Origin of the sequence: Micromonospora orduensis, assembly GCF_006228125.1 — a bacterium.
Lineage (GTDB): Bacteria > Actinomycetota > Actinomycetes > Mycobacteriales > Micromonosporaceae > Micromonospora > Micromonospora orduensis.
The window spans coordinates 19,064-37,759 of the sequence record NZ_VDFY01000104.1 but is presented as its reverse complement, the minus strand read 5'-3'; the positions used below and the strand labels follow the sequence as shown (position 1 = coordinate 37,759).

Sequence of the window (18,696 nt, the reverse complement as noted above, 5' to 3'; positions counted from 1 at the left end):
TCTCGGGGCAGCGCCAGGTCGGCGGGGAGGCCGGTCAGGTAGGGGAATCCGGGTGCGAAGCCGCAGAAGGCGACCCGGAACCGGGTGCCGGTCAGCCGGCGAAGCACCGCCGGGACGTCGACACGCCAGTGGTCGGCGACGACCGGCAGGTCCGGTCCGTCGAAGTCGACCGGGACGACGACCTCCGCGGGGTGTGGTCGTTCGTCTGCGCGGGCGGCTGCCGCGGCGGTGACCGCCGGAGCCCAGCGGGACAGCTGCTCCGCGGTCGCCGCGGGGTCGGTCAGGCCGTCGAGCAGGACGGTGCCGGCCGCCGGCACGATCTCGACGGCGGCCAGGTCACCCTGGTCGCGGCGGTGCCACAGCTCGGCTCGCCACGCCTCGACCAGGTCGGCCTCGGAGGGGTCGGCGTCGGCGCAGTCGAGCAGCAGAGCGTGCGCGCCGACGGGTCGGATCCGCATCGGCTCATCTTCGCCGATGGCCCGTCGATGCGGTGTTCACGGCGACGGTGCCAAGCGTCACCGCAGCAACTACTTGCAGGTAACCTACGGTGCCGTAGCCTGATGTGGTGACCACCTCCGCCCCGCTTCGCCTGAAGCCGGTCGACATCGGTAAGCCCCGGATGCGCGGCTGGCTGCACACGTACGCCTTCTTCGTCGCCCTGGTCTGCGGCATCGTGCTCTGCTCGATCGCCGCCACCCGTCCGGGCTGGGCGCCACTTGTCAGCTGCGTCGTCTACAGCCTGACGGTCTGCGGGCTGTTCGGCACCAGCGCCCTGTACCACCGTCGCGTGTGGTCGGAGCGCGGCTACCAGGTGATGCGCCGGATGGATCATTCGATGATCTTCGTGTTCATCGCCGGCACGTACACCCCGCTCTGCGCCATGCTGCTCGCGACCCGGCAGGCGACCATCATGCTGGCACTGGTCTGGGGTGGCGCGCTGGCCGGCGTGGCGCTCAAGCTGATCTGGCCGCACGCGCCGCGCTGGGTGTCCGCGCCGCTCTACCTGGCGCTCGGCTGGGTGGCGGTGGCCATGCTGCCGGAGATCCTGCACGGCGGCGGCGTCGCGGCCCTGGTCCTGCTGATCGTCGGCGGGGCCATCTACAGCATCGGCGCGGTGTTCTACGCCCTGCGCCGGCCCAACCCGTGGCCGACGGTGTTCGGGCATCACGAGTTCTTCCACGCCTGCACCCTGCTGGCCGCGCTCTGCCACCACATCGCGATCTACTTCGCGCTGTTCGCCTGACCCGCCGGAAAACGCGAGCCGGGGCCCCGCCACGCTGCGGGACCCCGAGTTCGCGAACGAGGGTCAGGCCGGCGGACCCGGCCGACGCACCTCGCGGTACTCCCGCACGACCCGGTCGTCCTGGACCGGGACCACCTGGTCGGCGGCCACGACGCGCTCCTCGCGGACCGGCGCGGCCACCACCCGGCGGCGGCTGTTCCAGAAGTAGAGGGTGGTGAGCAGGCCGGCGACACCGGCCAGCATCAGCACCCAGCCGACCACGGCAAGGTTCAGCCAACCCATGTCGGCTTCCACGGCGAATGCGAGGATCGCGCCCAGCGCGATCAGGAAGATGCTGCCACCAATGCCCATGTTCGCTCCTCGGCTCTAACCTGGCGTACTGCCCGCCGCGGCCGTCGGTAGGGGTGCGGCATCCATCGACTTACCCCGGCACGGAGATCGCCAATCGGGCAAGCTGGGGGCATGACGGACGCCCATGCCGAGACCCGGACACTGGTGCTGCTCCGGCACGCGAAAGCCGAGCAGGGTAGCGACGCCCCGGACGACGCCGACCGCCCACTGAGCCCGCGCGGGGACGCCGACGCGGCGGCCGCCGGCGCGTGGCTGGCCCACCACGGGCTGCTGCCCGACGTGGTGATCTGCTCGACCGCTCGGCGTACCCGGCAGACCTGGCACGGCGTGGCGATGGGCATGACCGGCGCACCGCCGGAGGGCGGACCGACCGGGCGGAGCCCGACTGTCCGCTACGAGCCGGGCGCGTACGACGCCCATCCCGAGGAACTGTTGGCGCTGGTCCGCACCGTCGACCCGGCGGCCCGGACGGCGCTGCTGATCGCCCACAATCCGGGCATCTCGCTGCTGTCCGCGTTCCTCGACCCGGAGGGTATGGACGAGGAGGGTCTGCGGACCGCCGAGCTGGCGGTGCACACGAGCACCCTCGGCTGGGCGGATCTGGGCCCGGCCGGAGCGCCGATCACCGCACGGCACACCGCACGAGGCTGAGCCACCCGCCGAGGAACGACGGGTGGCTCAGTGGTGGGCCACTCAGGAGGGTGGCGCGGTCGGCGGCGGCGGGTCGGGTGGCGGCGGCATCATCGCCGTCGGATGGGAGAGCCGGTTCTCCTCGACGATGAGGGTCCGGGCCCGCTTGCGCCGGTCCTGCCAGAACCAGAGGGTGGTCAGCAGGACGGCCAGCCCGGCGAGGATGAACACCCAGCCGACCGCCCGCACGTCGATCCACCAGACGTTGGCTCTCAGCGCGAAGGTCAGGATCGCGCCGATCGCGATGAGAAAGATTCCGCTTCCTACACCCATGTGCGCTGCACTCCCCCGTGCGGTGGCTCTGGGCGTTCCCTTTCGTGGTCACGCGACGGTTACCCGCCACGGCACGGGCATACCCGACCCGGCCCGCCGAATGCTCGGCCGGCCGGCCTCGCGTCCGCCACCCGGACATTCGACGCGGCCTGCGACATCCCCGGGCAGCGGCTCTTCCCGGCGAACCGGTCGCCGGGTGCGGAGACGGCGACGGCCGGCGGGGCGAAGTGCCCGCCGGCCGTCGGTGACAGGTGGTGCGAACCCGGAACCTCAGGTGTGCCGTGGAACGGTCAGAACGCCTCCTCCGGGAGGTCCATGATGTCGAGGTCCGTGCCCTCGATGATCCGCCGGTCGGCGCCGATGCGCGGCAGCACCTCGCGGGCGAAGAAGCGCGCGGCGGCCACCTTGCCGGTGTAGAACGCCTTGTCGCTGGCGGAGACCTCGCCGGCCAGCGCCTTGAGCGCCACGTCGGCCTGCTTCTGGAGCAGCCAGCCGACCACCAGGTCGCCGATCGCCAGCAGGAACCGCCGGCTGCTCAGCCCGACCTTGTAGAGCGCGCGGGTCTCGCCGCCCTGCGCCTCGCCCAGCCAGCCGGTCATGACACCGAGGATGTTCTGGACCTCGCCGAGGGCCTTGCCGAGCGCCTGCCGCTCCTCCTTGAGCTGGCCGTTGCCCGCCTCGGAGGAGATGAACCCCTGGATCTCGCTGGCGACCGCCATCAGCGCCTTGCCGTTGTCCCGAACGATCTTGCGGAAGATCAGGTCGAGGCTCTGGATGGCGGTGGTGCCCTCGTACAGGGTGTCGATCTTGGCGTCCCGGACGTACTGCTCCAGCGGGTAGTCCTGGAGGAAGCCGGAGCCGCCGAAGGTCTGCAGGGCCTCGTGCCCCAGCAGCTCGTACGCCCGCTCCGAGCCGACGCCCTTCACCAGCGGCAGCAGCAGGTCGTTGACCCGCTTCGCCAGCTTGGTGGCCTTCTCGTCACCCGCCGCCTCGGCGACCGCCACCTTGTCCTGCCAGGTGGCGGTGTAGAGAACCAGGGCGCGCAGGCCCTCGGCGTACGACTTCTGCAGCAGCAGCGAGCGGCGCACGTCCGGGTGGTGGGTGATGGTGACACGCGGCGCGGTCTTGTCCATCTGCTGGACCAGGTCGGCGCCCTGCACCCGGTTCTTCGCGTACTCCAGGGCGTTGAGGTAGCCGGTGGAGAGGGTGGCGATGGCCTTGGTGCCGACCAACATGCGGGCGTACTCGATGATCATGAACATCTGGCGGATGCCGTCGTGCTTGTCGCCCAGCAGCCAGCCCTTGGCCGGTACGCCGTGCTCGCCGAAGGTCAGCTCGCAGGTGTTGGAGACCTTCAGGCCCATCTTGTGCTCGACGTTCGTGGCGTAGACGCCGTTGCGCTCGCCCAGCTCGCCGGTGGTCTCGTCGAAGTGGAACTTCGGCACGACGAAGAGCGACAGGCCCTTGGTGCCGGGGCCACCGACGCCCTCCACGCCCACCGGGCGGGCCAGCACGTAGTGCACGATGTTGTCGGTGAGGTCGTGCTCACCCGAGGTGATGAAGCGCTTCACGCCCTCGATGTGCCACGAGCCGTCCGGCTGCTGGATGGCACGGGCGCGGCCGGCGCCGACGTCCGAGCCGGCGTCCGGCTCGGTCAGCACCATGGTGGAGCCCCACTGCTTGTCGATGAAGAGCTTGGCCCACCGCTTCTGCTGCTCGGTGCCCTCGACCTCCAGCACGTGCGCGAAGGACGGACCCGAGGCGTACATCCAGATGGGGGCGTTGGAGCCGAGCACCAGTTCGGCAAGCGCCCACCAGAGGGCGCGCGGCGCGGTGGTGCCACCCAGGTGCGGCGGCAGGTCCAGGCGCCAGAACTCGGAGTCCATGAACGCCTGGTAGGACTTCTTGAACGACGCCGGCAGCGGCGCGGTGTGCGTGGCCGGGTCGAACACCGGCGGGTTGCGGTCGCTGTCCGTGTAGCTGGCGGCCAGGTCCTCGCGGGCGAGGCGGTCAAGCTCGGCGAGGAAGGTGCGGGCCGTGTCGGTGTCGAGTTCCGAGTACGGTGCCTGGCCGAACGCCTGGTCCGCCCCGAAGACCTCGAACAGGTTGAACTCAAGGTCCCGCAGGTTGCTCTTGTAGTGGGTCATGCTCGCTGGCCCCGCTTCCGGACAGGTGTTACCGATCAGTAACCCACACTGTATTACTCGCGGGTAGGCAGCGACAAGCGGATCAACCGAGTGACAGCGATTACATACACGCTCGTAACAAACGGGCGCTCAGCTCTCGGCGGCGCCGACCTCCCAGCTCGGTACGGCCGTGGCGGCGCCGGTACGGGCACCCACGTACTCCATCAGGACCAGGGCGATGTCGTCATCGAGCCGGCCGTGCACCCACTCCACCAGAGCCGTCTCCAGCGAGGCCAGCCCGTCGGCGACGGTGCCGTGCCCCAGCAACCGCCAGGCCCGGTCCGCGGTGGGGAAGAACTCGCCATCCCGCCGCGCCTCACCGAGACCGTCGGTGAACAGCAGCAGCCGGTCGCCGGGCTCCAGGCGCTCCACCCGGGGGCGGACCACAGGCATGAACCCGAGCGGAGGCGCCGGCGCCGGCGGCTCCAGCGGAATCACCGCGCCCCGGCGGAGCAGCAGCGGCGGCGGATGCCCGCAGTTGACGATGGTGAGCGTGCCACCACGCTCCTCGACCAGCGCCGCCGTCACGAAGTCCTCGTCGCCGACATTGCGGGCGACCGCCCGGTCCAGGTCGGCGACGACGGCCCGCAGGTCCGCCCGTTCGTAGGCCACGTGCCGGTACGAGCCGAGGACGATGCTCGCCAACCGCACCGCGTCCAGCCCCTTGCCGCGCACGTCACCGATGATCATGCGTACGCCGTAGGGCGTGTCGATCGCCTCGTACAGGTCGCCGCCGATCTGGGCCGTCGCCGTCGAGGAGATGTAGCGACCGGCCACCGAGAGCGTGCCGACCTGCGGGCCGAGTGGACGCAGCACCGCCTGCTGGGCCACCGAGGCGAGCTTGGACAGCTCGGCGATCTGAACGGCCTGCCGCTGTCGTACCGCCGTCACCGCGACGGCCAGGCCGGTGCCGAGCGCGACGGCGACCACGTTGACCGAGGTGACCAGCTCCATCTTCGGCTCGATGACGGCGAAACCGACCCCGAGCACGGTCGCCGTCACGCCCACGCCCAGCACCACCTGCCAGGACGCCAGGGCGGCGGCCAGGAACGGCGCCGCCGCCAGCAGTGCGATGTAGTGCGCGCGTCGGCCGTCCGCCACCTCGAGCCCGGAGACGATCACGAGCAGGGCGAGGGCCGCGCCGAGGCCGGCGCGGGATCCGGGGCTCAGCGGGCGGCGGCCCGACTGGAGGAGTCGCGTGGGTACGAGGGACAGCATGCCTGATCCACGTGAGCGCGTGAATGAACCTGGCCCGTCGTCCGAGGAGGTTCTGACCGGCCGGCCCGGGTGTCCGGCCGGATCGGCGGCAACCGAACCACTCAGCCGAGCACCTCGTAGCGGACGGTGAGCGCGCCCACGTCCACCGACGCGATGGTGGCGAACGCGGCCCGGGAGAGATCCAGGCAACGGCCGTCGATGAACGGGCCCCGGTCGTTGATCCGCACCACGACCGACTTGCCGTTCGCCGGGTTGGTCACCCGGACCTTGGTGTTGAACGGCAGCGTCTTGTGCGCGGCGGTCAGCTCGTTCGGGTTGAACGACTCGCCGTTGGCGGTGAGCTGCCCGTCGGAGTAGAACGAGGCGCCGCACGAACCGCTCTGGAGCACCTTCGCCGCCGCCGTGGTCTTCTTCGCGGTGGGGCTCGGCTTCGGCGAGGCGGTGCGGGCCTTGGCCCGGGAGGCGGCCTGCGCCGACCGGCTGGGCGAGGGGCTGGCCGTCACGCTCGGCGATGCGCTGGCACTCGGGGAGGCGGCCGGGGTGGTCGCGTCGAGGCTGCTGGGGGCGGTGGTCGGGGTGAACTCCAGAGCCGCCTGGCCCGCCTGCTCGGAACCCGAGGTCAGCTGGACGGCACCGAAGGTGCCTCCGACGGCGAGGGCGACGCCGACCGCCGCGGTGGCCGCGATACCCGCCGGAGAGGAGAAGATGCGGGTGCGGGAGTGCCTGCCTGCCACCGGCCCGGTCCTTTCGTCGACTGAACAAACCGGCTCGGACCGTAACGAGAGAAGCACTTCCGAAGTCAACGTGATCATTGTGGTATGCCCGTATTTACCCTGATACGTGTAGCCGATCATCCGAGCCGGCATGGGTCGACCGGCCCGGTGCGGACGCGTCGAGCGCCCGTACCGCACGATGGGCGGATGCCCGCTGAGCTGACCGAACGCCTGGCCGCCCTGTTCCAGTGGATCGACCCCGGCCCTGGCGCCAGCCACCTGGTCAGCGACATCTCCGGCTGGTGGCGCGACCCGGGCGTCCTGGCCGACCTGGGACCGGCCCTGGTGGCGCCGTACCGGGCGGCCCGACCGACAGTGGTGCTCGCCCCGGCGGTCACCGGTCTGCTGCTCGGCCCACTGGCCGCCACCGCCCTCGGCGTCGGCTTCGTGGCCGCGCACAAACCCGGCGACGGACGCCTGCCGGCCGGGTCGCTCACCTGGGCCCAGAGCCCTCCGGACTACCGGGGTCGTCGGGTCGAGCTGGCCGTGCGGGACCGGCACCTCGGCCCGGACGACCGGGTACTGGTGGTGGACGACTGGGTCCGTACCGGGGCGCAGATCCATGCGCTCCACGACATCTGCGCGGCACGCGGCGCCGAGGTGCTGGGCGCCTCCGTGGTGGCCCTCGACTGCCCGCCCGAGGTCGCGGCCACGCTACGGATCACCGGCCTGATCACCGGAGCGGATCTACCGGGTTGACCTGAACCCTGCTTCAGCTCGGACGATCGGACCATGAGCGACGGAATCCTCGACGAGGCGTACGAACGGCTGCACCGCACGGGCCCCGAATACGAGGGCTGGCTCTCCAACCACGGACCGATGGCGGTCGAGGCGCTGGCCCGACACGGGCACCAGCAGCGGGTGCACCGCTGGCTCGACGACTACCTCGGCCGGCTCGACGAGCTGCCCCGGGGCCTGCGCCCCATCGACGACTGGCGGACGGCCCTTGGCGACGAGAAACGGGCCGGCGACTGGCTGGCGTACTTCGACCGGCAGCTACGCGATCACCCGTGGCGGGACGTGCTCGGCACCTGGTGGCCCCGACTGCTGCCCGGCATCGCGGCCGGCGCCACGCACGGCGTGATCCGGGTCGGGCACGCCGTACGCGCGCTCGAAGCGGACGACACCAACAGGCACCGGGTCACCGAGTTGGCGCAGGCCCTCGGCTACTGGGCGGCCCGGTGGCAGCCCGTCCCCGGCGCCGGCCGGCTCATCGCCGACCCCTCCGCCGAGCGGGAGCAGGTGGACATCGACGCCGCGCTGGCCGGAGTGCCCCGGATCGACGACCAGAGCGGGGGCGTCCGGGACCGGCTGGGTCGGCTTGCCCGCGTACCCCGGTGGGAGCTGGCGCTGGCGGCGCTGCGCCCCGCGCGGACCCCGGCCGAGGCGCAGCGGGGGCTCACCACGCTTGTGCACCGCGCCGGCCTCAACTACCTGCGCTTCGGCCACGCGTCGCCGGTCATGCTGGTGCACGCGGTGACCGCGCCGACCGCGGTGCTGCGTACCCTGCCGGCACTGGACCGGGCGCTGTGGGCGCCGAGCCTCGCCGCGGCCTGGGCCGCGACGGCGGCCATGACCTCGGTGTACGCCCCGACCGACGGGATCGCGCCGCCGACCGTGACCGCCGCGACCCCGGCGGAGGTGTTCGCCCGGGCGGCCCGGCACGGCGACGAACACGTCGTCAAGCTGGCCGACGCGGTCCTCGACGCGCACGCGGCGACCGGCGACGAGCGGCTGCTCACCGCCGCCGGCTACGCCGGACAGCTGATTTGAGCAAGAATTGCGGCGGCGGGCCGGGCCGCGCTGGCCTAGCCTCGGCAGGATGTGGCCTCGGATCGGTGAACTGCGCACCCTCGCCCTCGGCACCCCCGGCGAGCTACGGACGACCCTGAACACCCTCGTGCTGGCCGGCGTGAAGACCGCCACCGCCGGCCGGCTGGCCGAGTACGCCCAGGAGGGCGAGGAGCTGGAGCGGGTCGGCGAGCGGCTCGTTCTCGTCGACGACGACGACGCGCTGGCCGGTGTCGTCGAGATCACCGGCGTCGAGGTGGTCCGCTTCGGCGACGTGCCCTGGGAGTTCGCCCGCGCCGAGGGCGAGGGCGACCGTTCGATCGAGGAGTGGCGGGCCGGCCACTCGGCCTACTGGGCGCGGCTCGGCACCCCGGTCGACGACGACACGCCGATCGTGTGCCTGCGGCTGCGGCTGATCTCCAGCGGTGCGGGCGGCGTGGCCAGCGGCGACCTCGGCACCTGACGGTGCGGGCTCAGCCCCGCAGCGCGGGCAGCAACCGCGTCGCCACGTCCGCCAGCACGGCCTCGTCACCGGCGTACCAACTGCTGGCCCTCGGCCAGTGCGTCACCACGTCGGTGAAGCCCAGGTCGGCGGCCCGGCCGACCTGATCGGCGAAGAACTGCGCGCTGCTGAGCGAGAACACCGGCGCCGCGTCCAGCGAGAGGTAACGGTCCAGAGTGGCCGGATCGCGACCGGCCTCGGCCAGCGTGCGATCCATCCGCGCGGACAGCGCCGACACGGTGTCCCACCAGCCCTCGACGTCGTCGGCATCGGTGCCGGTGGTCACCCAGCCCTGACCGAACCGGGCCACCAACCGCATCGACCGTGGCCCGTTCGCGGCCACCACGAACGGCACCCGGGGCTGCTGCACACAGCCGGGATTGTTGCGGGCGTCCACCGCGGCGAACCACTCGCCCCGCCAGGTGGTGCCGTCCTCCCGCAGGATCAGATCCAGCAGTTCGGTGAACTCGGCGAACCGGTCGACCCGCTGACGCGGCGGCAACGTCTCGCCGCCCAGCACCGCCGAGTCGAAGCCGATCCCGCCCGCGCCCAGACCCAGCAGCAGCCGGCCGTCCGACACGTCGTCCACAGTCGTGATCTGCCGGGCGAACGCCGCCGGGTGCCGGAAGTTCGGCGACGCCACGAGAGTGCCCAGCCGGATCCGTTCGGTCACCGTGGCGGCGGCGGTCAACGTGCCCATCGAGTCGAACCACGGCCCGTCGACGAGGTCCCGCCAGCCCAGGTGGTCGTACGTCCAGGCGTGGTCGAAGCCCCACTCGTCGGCCTGCCGCCAGCGACTCCGCGACTCCGACCAACGCTGATCCGGCAGGATCACGATGCCAATCCGCATGATCGCCAGCCTAGCCGCGTCGCGACGTCTACCCGCTGCCGCAGCGCGAAGCGGTCGTCCACCACCGCGACGCCGGGGCGGTGCGCTTCTACCACCGCCACGGCTACACACATTCCGGCACCTCGCTGAGCAGGCAACCCGCAGGCTGACGCCGGCACGCCTGTATGGCGCCCGTCACAGTTGTTTGCTGTAGGGGCTTCCCGATCGGCTCCGACCCCTCCATGAGCAGGCACCCGAAGCCGGGTGCACCCGAGGAGAGGAACGAGCGCGATGACGAAGGTGACCGCACAACTCTCGGTGTCGGCGGACGGGTTCTACGCCGGCCCGCAGTTCGCCGGCGACGGCGACTGGATGGACTCGGCCGAAAGCGCGGGATTCTTCCGGGTCACCCGCTGGGTGACCGAGGCGATGTCGTGGCGCGAGCGGCAGGGCTTCGCCGGCGGGGAACAGGACACCAACTCCGCGGTGGTCGCCGAGTCGTTCGAGGCGGCCGGCGCGTACGTGATGGGTCGCCGGATGGCCGACGGCGGTGAGGTGCCCTGGGGGGCGGACCCGCCGTTCCGGGCGCCGGTCTTCGTGGTCACGCACCGCCCCCGCCAGACCCTGCTGCGCGAAGGCGGCACCAGCTTCACCTACGTCACCGACGGCGTGGCCAGCGCCGTCGAGCAGGCGCGCGCCGTGGCCGGCGGCAAGAACGTCGCGGTTGCCGGAGGCGGCAGCCTCGTACGGCAGGTCCTCAAGGCGGGTCTGCTCGACGAATTGGAGCTGCACGTCGTACCTGTCGTGCTCGGCACCGGCCTGCGGCTGTTCGACGCGGACCTCGACCTCGGCGACAAGGAAGCGATCGAACTGACGCCGACCCGGGTCATCCACACCCCGCAGGTCACCCACATCCGGTACGCGGTGGATGGTCGCGCCCCGCTCGTGCTCGACGACCGGGGCAGCGGCGGCGGCCCGACGGTCACCACGAACTGAAGCACCACCCCATCAACTCGGAAGGAGACGCCAATGCCACAGCTGTTGCGGGTGCAGTGCTTCAACGTTTCGCGCGACGGGTTCGGGACCGGAGAGGGGCAGAGCCTGGAGAGGCCCTTCGGCCACGCGGACCCCAACCCGCTGTTCTCCTGGCGGGCCGCCACCGCAAGCTTCGTGTATCGCACCGAGCCCGGCGGCACTCGCGGCCTGGACGACTACCTGACCCGCGACGCCGAGTGCAACATCGGCGCGGAGATCATGGGTCGCAACAAGTTCGGCCCCCAGCGTGGTCCCTGGGAGAACCACGACTGGCAGGGATGGTGGGGGGACAACCCGCCATTCCACACCCCGGTCTTCGTGCTCACCCACCACGAACGGCCGTCGTTCACCCTGGCGGACACCACGTTCCACTTCCTCGATGCCAGCCCGGCCGAGGCCCTGGACCGGGCCAGACAGGCAGCCGACGGCCGGGACGTACGCCTCGGTGGTGGAGTCGCGACCATCCGCGAGTTCATCGAGGCCGACCTGGTCGACACGATGCACATCGCCGTCGCGCCCGTCGACCTGCACCGGGGCGAGCGCCTGTGGGACAGCCACACCAATCTTCTCGACCGCTTCCACCTCGAGGCGGTGCCCAGCGCCAGCGGAGTCACCCACCTCCTGTTCTGGAGACGATGAACCCACCGACTCCAGAGATCTTGGACAGTTTCCGTCCCGCCTGAACGGAAACTGTCCAAGATCTGTGAGTTGGACGGCGTCGGCTGGTCCGAAATCCGTGTTGCCCGCGTACGGCTGCCAGAACGCGGTTGAGCTCTGCACCCCCTCCCAGCTAGGAACAACCAGATGCGACCGGAGCCTGGGCAGGTGGGATCGTGATCGCGTCATCGGGGCGGGCTGCGGCGAGCGGGTCCATGCGATCGAGTACGGCTGGCTGGAAGCGATGCGGGGGGCGCGACTGTTCGCGTACCGGCTGCCAGCCGATCGCTTCCCAACCCTTCGGCGCTCCCGAACCGCACGCGCTCGTGGCGGTCGAGCCCGTCACACCCCTCGGCCCTGCCGAGCCGGTGGGTGACCTGCTGCGGTGTCACGCCGAGGCGGGAATCCAGCTTCGCGTGCTGGACAACCTCTGGCCCTTCTGGGACGTGGTGACCGACAGCTCGGTCGGCTTCAGCGGCATCAGGCTGCGCAACGCCAGACCCCGCTCCTGACCGTCCCCAGATATCGAAAGGCCCCGGCTGGACTGTCGTCCTGGCCAGGGCCTTCGTGCGTGGAGCGGGTGACGGGAATCGAACCCGCACTGTCAGCTTGGGAATTGGACCGAAAGGCCGGCTGGCACGGCGATTTACCTGGTCGGCATGGTCCCTGGTGGCCTCGTTCGGCCTGGCGTCGCACCGGCTTGTGGCCCGTGGATGGCCCGACGCGCTACCTCGTCCTCAGGTGCTGGCCGTAGGTGCTCTGACTGCGGGTCATAGCAGACAAGGCCATGCTCGGCCGCCAGCCGGGCGGCCTCGGCCGACAACTCTCCGGCTATCCCGTACGGCATCGTCAGGTAGATCGCCGGCCCGGACGCGTCATTGAGCAACGAGCCCCAACCAGAGGTCCTGCCTCCAGTCATGGCGGCCCAGCGCTCGGCTAGACGAGTAAGTCCGAAGTCCTTCGGGTCTGTGCAGACAGGCGAAGGGTGTTGAAGATCAGTTTGTGACGACCGACCTCAACACCCTTCTGACCGCACTGTACGTGAAGATCGATGACTGGCTGGGACGGCCGCCCCGAGCCGGACGGCCACCGCGGTTGTCCGACGCTGAGCTGCTGACCCTGGCAGTGGCGCAGGTCCTGCTCGGGGTCCGTTCCGAGGCCCGCTGGCTGCGGTTCGTCCCCGGTCACCTACCTGGCGCGTCTCCGTACCTGCCGGGCCAGTCCGGGTACAACAAACGCCTCCGGGCGGCGCTGCCGCTACTCAAGCGCGCCATCCGGGCCGTCGCCGAGGACACCGACCTGTGGACCGACGGCGCCTGGGTCGTCGACTCGACCCCGGTGGAGTGCGGCCGGTCCCGACCGACGGTGAAACGCTCGGGCCTGGCCGGGTGGGCCGGCTACGGCTACTGCGCCTCGCACTCGAGGTTCTTCTGGGGCCTGCGCCTGCATCTGGTCTGCACCCCGTCCGGCCTGCCGATCACCTGGGCCCTGGCCAGCCCGAAAATCGATGAACGGCAGGTGTTGACCGCGATCCTTGAACACGACCCGGACCTGATCTCGCAACGTCCCGGGCTGCTGATCATCGCGGACAAGGGCTACGTGTCCGCCGAGTTGGACCGCTGGCTGGCTGAGCGCGGAGTCCGGCTGCTCCGCCCGTCCTACCGCAACCGCACACCACGACCCGGCGAACACCTCCTGAAACCGATCCGGCGACTCATCGAGTCGGTCAACGACACGCTCAAGGGCCAACTCGACCTCGAACTACACGGCGGACGCAGCATCGAAGGCGTCGCCGTCCGCGTCGCGCAACGCCTCCTCGCGATGACCGCCGCAATCTGGCACAACCGCACCACCGGCCAGGCCGTCACCAGGTCCCTGATCGCCTACGACCACTAACCAAAGGAGTTCGGACTTACTCGTCTAGGGTGGACTGCTACCAGGATCGGCGCGGCGATCAGGGCTGACCACAGGCACCGATCATCGGACGGCTGTCCTTACCACCAGGCAATTTGACCTGTTCCCCTCTTAGCGGATCGATCTGGCGCTGCCGGCCACCTGCACGCGGTCGTCGTCGCCGGTGACGTCAACGAGCAGGCGGCTGGGGCTACCCATGTCCGCGCCCTGCAGGAGCGTGATCTGCGCCGGAAGGTCCACCAGGTGGAGTGCCCGCAGGTAACCGCCGAAGGCGGCCGCGGCCGCTCCGGTGGCAGGGTCCTCCACGACACCGCCGGGCGGGAAGGGGTTGCGGGCAGAGAACAGCAGCGGCGTGTGGGCGTGTACGAGTTGGAGCGTGGTCCAGCCGCGACCGGCCATCAGGGCTGCCAGCGTGTCGTAGTTGTAGTGCAAGTCCGCCAAGCGGGCGCGGTCCGACACGGCGAGGACGAGGTGATCGTTGCCCGCGTACGCGACGTGTACGGGGTACCGGGGGTCCAGGTCGGCCGAGCGCCAGCCAAGCGCCGCGAGAGCGGCGGCGAGCTCCTCGCCGGAGGCCGGCCGGGTACGGGTGGGGACGCTGGTGAGCGTGGCGATCCGGCCGGCATCGCTCTCATCGGTGTTCACCTCGACCGCGCCGGCGAGGGTCTGAAACAGCAGCGGCCCGCTGCCGCGGCGTTCGGCCAGGGCGACGGCGGCGGCAATCGTCGCGTGTCCACAGAACGCCACCTCAGCCAGCGGGCTGAAGTACCGCACCCGGAACTCCCCGTCCCGCCTCGTGGGTTCGATGAACGCCGTCTCGGAATAGCCGACCGAGGCTGCGACGGCCAGGCGGATGGCGTCGTCGAGGCCGGTCGCATCCAGCACCACACCCGCGGGGTTTCCGCCTCCGGCCCCGTCCGGGAAAGCGGCGTAGCGCAGTACCTCCACGTCGACGGCCTCGGGCCGCGCGATGGTCGCGTCGTCTGTGTCAGTCATCGAGCACCTCCGAGGGCTAGTCTCGCCGCGTAACCCCATCGAGTCCAACGATGAGTCATGATAGAACCAATCGAGGAAAGGAATGGCAGTGGAGACGGACCTGCTGCGGACCTTCACCGCCGTGGCCCGCACCGGCAGTTTCACGGCAACGGCACGGGAGCTCGGCTACGTGCAGTCCACCGTGACCGGGCATGTGCAAGCCCTCGAGCGGCACTTGGGCGTCCGACTCTTCGACCGGCTCCCGTCCGGGGCTGTGCTGACCGACGCCGGCACCCGGCTCCTGTCGTACGCCACCCAGTTGCTCGATCTGGAGGGCCGTCTCACCTCCGAGGTGCCCGCCCGAGACGGCCGACCGTCTGGCCGGGTGCGGCTCGTGGCTCCTGAGTCCGTGTGCGCCTACCGACTTCCCGCCGTGCTCGGCAAGCTGCGCTTACTCGCGCCCCAGGTCCGGCTGTCGCTCGCACCAGGGGGCACCGCGCAGGCGCTCCAGGCCGTACGCGCTGGCACCGCCCAAGCTGCTCTGCTCCTCGAACCCGACATGTCCGCCGTCGACCTTCATCTGGAGGTCCTCGGCGCCGAAGAACTCACCATTGTCGCCGGGCCCGACCTGGACCTGCCGGCAGGTCCAGTCACCTGGGCGCAGCTGGCCGAGCACGACGTACTCCTGCTCGAGGACGACTGCAGCTACAGCGACCAGGTCGCCCGCAGCCTGTTCGCCGTCGGGCAACCGGACGTTCGCCGCGTCCGGTTCGGCAGCATCGAAGCCGTCAAGCGCTGCGTCGCGGCCGGGCTCGGATGGGCGGTGCTTCCCACCGCCACCGCCGCCGCCGAGTTGCGGGAAGGCGCGCTCATCGCCGTTCCCGGGCCACTCCCACCTGCGCCGGCCGTCCACCTCGTCACCCACTCCGATCGCACGCTCAGCGCCGGAACGACGGTCGTCCTCGACCAGCTCCGCGCGCTCTGGAACCCGGGCTCACTGATCGCCTACGACCACTGACCAGAGTTCGGACTTACTCGTCTAGCGCTTCGGCGTAGGCGAGGATGCGCGGGGTCGGATCGAACTCCTCACCTTCCATGTACTCCTCGTAGAGCTGTTCGTAGACCGTGCCGGCCTCAACTCAACGCCGTCTCCGGGCTGCGCGCCCTCCCACACCGCCAGGTCGTAACTCATGCCTGAGAGTCTGCCGTCTGGCCACGGAACGGGCACCGCCCCCTGCCTTGCAAAGATCAAGACGCCTGTCGGCCGGCGTCGGCCGCTGCCGATGACCTGCTCGACTTGTCAGCTGCCGTCGCTCGCCACTGGTGTACGTCAGCCGGCTTGGCTGTACGGATGGCTGTACAGCCACAGGTTTAGGAAGTCTCGACGCTGCGCCTCGGCGCGCACCGATCACCTGATCTCGGTGGTCTCTGGTGGCCTTGGATGGTCCCTGCTGTCCTCGCCCGAGGGCACGCTAATGGCACGATTCACCGGACGCGGGTGACGTCTATGAAGCGAGGTATGCGTGGCTCAACAGGTTCCGGCCGGCGGCGCGGTTTGCATCGATGTGCCGCTCGTACGCCGGCTCCTGGCCGCCTACTTTCCGCAGTGGGCTGAGCTGCCGATCCAGCTGGTCGATGCGGCCGGTCGGGACAACGCGATCTTTCGTCTCGGCACCGAGCTATCCGTTCGACTTCCCCGCCGCGAGCTCGGTGCTCGCCATATCGCTAACGAGTGTCGCTGGCTGCCAATGTTGGCGCCGCACCTGCCACTGCCGGTGCCCATGCCGCTCGGGCGAGGCGCGCCGTCCGAGGGGTATCCGTGGTGCTGGACGGTGACCCGATGGCTGCCTGGCGAAGTTTCGGCCCTTGAGCCCGGACTGGATGAGATCCAGGTCGCGGACCAACTGACGCGGTTCATCACCGCGCTCCATACGGTCGACCCGGTCGATGGACCGGCCAGCGAGCTTCGCGGCGTCCCATTGTTCCAACGAGATCCAGGGGTTCGCGTGGCGATCACGGCCCTTCAAGGCGACTGGGATCCAGAGGCGGTGACGGCGGTATGGGAGTCGGCGTTGGCTGTTCCCTCGTGGTTGGCTCCGGGGGTATGGACCCATGGGGACTTGCATCCGGCCAATCTTCTGATCGTTGACGGTCGGCTGAGCGCTGTGATCGACTTCGGCCTCCTCAGCGTCGGCGATCCGGCCATCGATGTCCTCGCGGCATGGACGGTCCTGTCTCCACGCACCCGGGACCGCTTCCGCCGAGCATTGCGGGTCGATGAGGCGACGTGGGCTCGCGCGCGGGGGCGGGCACTTGACTTCGGGCTGATGTGCGTGGCAAATGCACCGCGCGACTCTCTCGTCGGGCAAATCGGCCGTCGCACGATCGATCAGGTGCTCGCGGACAAGAGCGACCGGTAAGCAGGGTGGACCGCTGGGTCAGGAAAGCGGATTTCCTCGTCGGGCAGTCGCCAGACCGTCCAGCCCTTGTGGTGCCCGACGAGGGGATCCGCGGCGGCATCTCTGAGGAGGGCCGGGGTTCGGGGCGGAGCCCCCGAGGTCTTCAGATCGTGTCGTTTCGCAGCGTGGCCGGCCGGCCCGGCCGATGCCGGCCGGAGGTCGCCAGCAGGCCGGGGCCGGGCCGGCGCGGCCCGCTTGCGGGCCGCCTTGATCCATAAGAGAACAATTCGGCAGTGCGCGGGCCTCGGGAGCGTGTCCCTCGGCAGTGCCCTCCGTCGACTGATACGCGACAGTCGTCCGGCAACTGATATGCGACACCCGCAGCGCGCTGATCGCGGCAGTTTAGTGCGACAGTGGCGTCATGCTTACAGGGCACAAACCTCGGCTGGATGCTGCGATTCGGAGACTGGCCACCGTGCTCAACAGTGGCCGGCGGCCATATTCATCAGCCTGCCGAGCACGCGTTCTCCCGCAACCCGCAGTCCGTCGTGCTCGTACTCGTTGGTCACCCAGACCTGGGTGTTGCCGACCGCGCGCGCGGTTTCCAACTGCAGGTCCGCGTCTACGTACATGTCCTCGAAGTAGACCGCCGCGTAGATCGGCACCTCGTTGGCAGCGAGCCGCTCCGGGTCGTACAGTGCCGGCCAATCGTCGACGGCGGCCAGCAGGTCAGCGGCCGCGGCGAACGGCTTCAGCGCGGAGATCTCGCGGAACATCCATGGATACATCATCTCCCCGGTGAAGAGCAGCGGATCGGCGTCGGCCGCGAACTGCGGATGTTGGGCGAGCGCGCGCTGCGCCGCCCAGGACGTCGGGACACCACCTTGCCCGAAGGTGAACTCCTGCAGCGCGAAGATCGGAGTGTCCACGAATGCGGTCGCGCCCATCACGGCGTAGCGGAAGCCGTCCGCCAGCTCGCTGCCGTGCCATGCCTCCTCCAGCATCCAGTGCACTCGCGCGAGCCCGTCGCCCATCCCGAAGGCGTTGCCGAGGATCCTGAAACGTCGCGCGGTCAGCCGGTCGCCGTCCGGCAGCCGCACATCGGCCGAATCCAGATGATCGGCGATCGCGCGGACGGCCGCCACGTCCTGCGGATAGCGCCGGTAGTACGCGGCGTTCTTCGAGGCGACCCGCGGATACGTCCGGGAGTACACCTCATCCGCGGTCGCCGACAGGCCGGGCAACCCGCCCGTCACATAGCAGGTGCGCAGGCCCTGCGGCGCCTGAGAAAGGTAGGTGAGGGTGATGAATCCGCCGTAGCTCTGCCCGAGCGTGTCCCAGCGCGCCCCACCCGTTAGCCGTGCCCGCGCGAGCTCAGCGTCCGCCACGATGCTGTCGGCGCGGAACAGTCGCAGATGCGCCGCCAACTGTTTCGGCTCCATCCCCGCCACCGTTCGGGCCGTCACCGGCGCACTGCGACCAGTCCCCCGCTGGTCGAGCAACAACACGCGGTGGGTCTTCAGGGCAAGGCCCAGCCAACCGTCCGGGCCAGTCGGCCGGGATGCCTTGCCGCCCGGGCCGCCCTGCAGGAACAGCAACCATGGCAGCGCCTCAGCCACCTTGTCCGCGGCGACGACCTCTCGCGCGAACAGGTCGATGGTGGCCCCGCCTGGATCAGCGTGATCGAGGGGTACCGCGAAGACATGATCTTTGACGGCTAATCCCGGAATCGTGGCCATGTCGCTAAGGTACCGTTCGGCACAGGATTCTCACGTTGCCAAGATCGTAGAGCGATAGGCGACGGGACCGCGGTATCCGGTCAACGCACTCACGTCGGCAGATCCGGATGCCGTCGGCGGT

The 18,696-nt window shown here is 70.3% G+C and carries 21 protein-coding genes; 12 read left to right on the top strand and 9 right to left on the bottom strand.

Going from position 1 to position 18,696, the window contains the following annotated elements:
- Positions 1–458: carboxyltransferase domain-containing protein (locus FHG89_RS06445; protein WP_139583440.1), on the bottom strand; the 458-nt coding region annotated here is incomplete at its 3' end.
- 107 nt (positions 459–565) lie between these two features.
- Between FHG89_RS06445 and trhA the strand changes: the two genes are divergently transcribed.
- Positions 566–1,243 carry a PAQR family membrane homeostasis protein TrhA gene (gene trhA / locus FHG89_RS06440; RefSeq protein WP_139583439.1) on the top strand — a complete coding sequence of 226 codons (678 nt, stop codon included), beginning with the start codon at positions 566–568 and terminating at the stop codon, positions 1,241–1,243.
- Between the two features lie 63 nt (positions 1,244–1,306).
- Here trhA and FHG89_RS06435 read toward each other — a convergent pair whose 3' ends face one another.
- Entirely contained in the window at positions 1,307–1,594 is a 288-nt protein-coding gene (locus FHG89_RS06435; protein ID WP_139583438.1) for a DUF6458 family protein, read from the bottom strand.
- Positions 1,595–1,705: 111 nt separating this feature from the next.
- Between FHG89_RS06435 and FHG89_RS06430 the strand changes: the two genes are divergently transcribed.
- Positions 1,706–2,245 (top strand): SixA phosphatase family protein, encoded by a 540-nt coding sequence (locus FHG89_RS06430; RefSeq protein ID WP_139583437.1) that lies wholly within the window; start codon positions 1,706–1,708, stop codon positions 2,243–2,245.
- Positions 2,246–2,287: 42 nt separating this feature from the next.
- Here FHG89_RS06430 and FHG89_RS06425 read toward each other — a convergent pair whose 3' ends face one another.
- The 4 genes from FHG89_RS06425 to FHG89_RS06410 form a co-directional block, all read right to left on the bottom strand.
- Positions 2,288–2,557, bottom strand: a complete 270-nt coding sequence (locus tag FHG89_RS06425) for a DUF6458 family protein (RefSeq protein WP_030332052.1) — start codon at positions 2,555–2,557, stop codon at positions 2,288–2,290.
- A 290-nt stretch (positions 2,558–2,847) separates the two neighbouring features.
- Positions 2,848–4,704, bottom strand: a complete 1,857-nt coding sequence (locus FHG89_RS06420; RefSeq protein WP_139583436.1) for an acyl-CoA dehydrogenase — start codon at positions 4,702–4,704, stop codon at positions 2,848–2,850.
- A gap of 129 nt (positions 4,705–4,833) precedes the next feature.
- Positions 4,834–5,961, bottom strand: a complete 1,128-nt coding sequence (locus FHG89_RS06415; protein ID WP_139583435.1) for a PP2C family protein-serine/threonine phosphatase — start codon at positions 5,959–5,961, stop codon at positions 4,834–4,836.
- Positions 5,962–6,062: 101 nt separating this feature from the next.
- Positions 6,063–6,695 (bottom strand): septal ring lytic transglycosylase RlpA family protein, encoded by a 633-nt coding sequence (locus FHG89_RS06410; RefSeq protein ID WP_208760878.1) that lies wholly within the window; start codon positions 6,693–6,695, stop codon positions 6,063–6,065.
- Positions 6,696–6,881: 186 nt separating this feature from the next.
- Here FHG89_RS06410 and FHG89_RS06405 point away from each other — a divergent pair, with 186 nt between their 5' ends.
- The 3 genes from FHG89_RS06405 to FHG89_RS06395 are packed head-to-tail and all read left to right on the top strand — an operon-like array spanning position 6,882 to position 8,988.
- Positions 6,882–7,433: a phosphoribosyltransferase family protein gene (locus FHG89_RS06405; protein ID WP_139583433.1), complete on the top strand. Its 552-nt coding sequence runs from the start codon at positions 6,882–6,884 to the stop codon at positions 7,431–7,433.
- A gap of 33 nt (positions 7,434–7,466) precedes the next feature.
- Positions 7,467–8,507: a questin oxidase family protein gene (locus FHG89_RS06400; RefSeq protein WP_139583432.1), complete on the top strand. Its 1,041-nt coding sequence runs from the start codon at positions 7,467–7,469 to the stop codon at positions 8,505–8,507.
- A gap of 49 nt (positions 8,508–8,556) precedes the next feature.
- Complete coding sequence (locus tag FHG89_RS06395; RefSeq protein ID WP_139583431.1) at positions 8,557–8,988, top strand: ASCH domain-containing protein; 432 nt, start codon at positions 8,557–8,559, stop codon at positions 8,986–8,988.
- 10 nt (positions 8,989–8,998) lie between these two features.
- On the opposite strand, the gene FHG89_RS06390 is transcribed toward FHG89_RS06395, so the two are convergent.
- Entirely contained in the window at positions 8,999–9,877 is an 879-nt protein-coding gene (locus tag FHG89_RS06390) for an LLM class flavin-dependent oxidoreductase (RefSeq protein ID WP_139583430.1), read from the bottom strand.
- Positions 9,878–10,147: 270 nt separating this feature from the next.
- Between FHG89_RS06390 and FHG89_RS06385 the strand changes: the two genes are divergently transcribed.
- From FHG89_RS06385 to FHG89_RS06370, 5 genes are all read left to right on the top strand, one after another.
- Complete coding sequence (locus FHG89_RS06385; RefSeq protein WP_139583429.1) at positions 10,148–10,852, top strand: dihydrofolate reductase family protein; 705 nt, start codon at positions 10,148–10,150, stop codon at positions 10,850–10,852.
- 33 nt (positions 10,853–10,885) lie between these two features.
- A complete protein-coding gene (locus FHG89_RS06380) occupies positions 10,886–11,530 on the top strand; it encodes a dihydrofolate reductase family protein (protein ID WP_139583428.1) in 645 nt (214 codons plus the stop codon).
- A 64-nt stretch (positions 11,531–11,594) separates the two neighbouring features.
- Positions 11,595–11,924 (top strand): DUF6886 family protein, encoded by a 330-nt coding sequence (locus tag FHG89_RS34275; protein ID WP_341874248.1) that lies wholly within the window; start codon positions 11,595–11,597, stop codon positions 11,922–11,924.
- Positions 11,875–12,060, top strand: a complete 186-nt coding sequence (locus FHG89_RS33585; protein WP_244295204.1) for a DUF6886 family protein — start codon at positions 11,875–11,877, stop codon at positions 12,058–12,060. The genes FHG89_RS34275 and FHG89_RS33585 overlap by 50 nt, the downstream gene beginning before the upstream one ends.
- Positions 12,061–12,550: 490 nt before the next feature.
- Positions 12,551–13,444, top strand: a complete 894-nt coding sequence (locus FHG89_RS06370) for an IS982 family transposase (RefSeq protein ID WP_139583427.1) — start codon at positions 12,551–12,553, stop codon at positions 13,442–13,444.
- Positions 13,445–13,573: 129 nt separating this feature from the next.
- Here FHG89_RS06370 and FHG89_RS06365 read toward each other — a convergent pair whose 3' ends face one another.
- Positions 13,574–14,410 carry a PhzF family phenazine biosynthesis isomerase gene (locus FHG89_RS06365; RefSeq protein WP_208760879.1) on the bottom strand — a complete coding sequence of 279 codons (837 nt, stop codon included), beginning with the start codon at positions 14,408–14,410 and terminating at the stop codon, positions 13,574–13,576.
- Between the two features lie 130 nt (positions 14,411–14,540).
- Here FHG89_RS06365 and FHG89_RS06360 point away from each other — a divergent pair, with 130 nt between their 5' ends.
- The gene (locus FHG89_RS06360) at positions 14,541–15,455 is read left to right on the top strand and encodes a LysR family transcriptional regulator (protein ID WP_139583425.1); all 915 of its coding nucleotides are present in this window, start codon (positions 14,541–14,543) and stop codon (positions 15,453–15,455) included.
- A gap of 505 nt (positions 15,456–15,960) precedes the next feature.
- Entirely contained in the window at positions 15,961–16,857 is an 897-nt protein-coding gene (locus FHG89_RS06355; protein ID WP_139583424.1) for an aminoglycoside phosphotransferase family protein, read from the top strand.
- Positions 16,858–17,315: 458 nt separating this feature from the next.
- Here FHG89_RS06355 and FHG89_RS06350 read toward each other — a convergent pair whose 3' ends face one another.
- Positions 17,316–18,575: an alpha/beta fold hydrolase gene (locus FHG89_RS06350; protein ID WP_139583423.1), complete on the bottom strand. Its 1,260-nt coding sequence runs from the start codon at positions 18,573–18,575 to the stop codon at positions 17,316–17,318.
- Between the last annotated feature and the right edge of the window lie 121 nt (positions 18,576–18,696).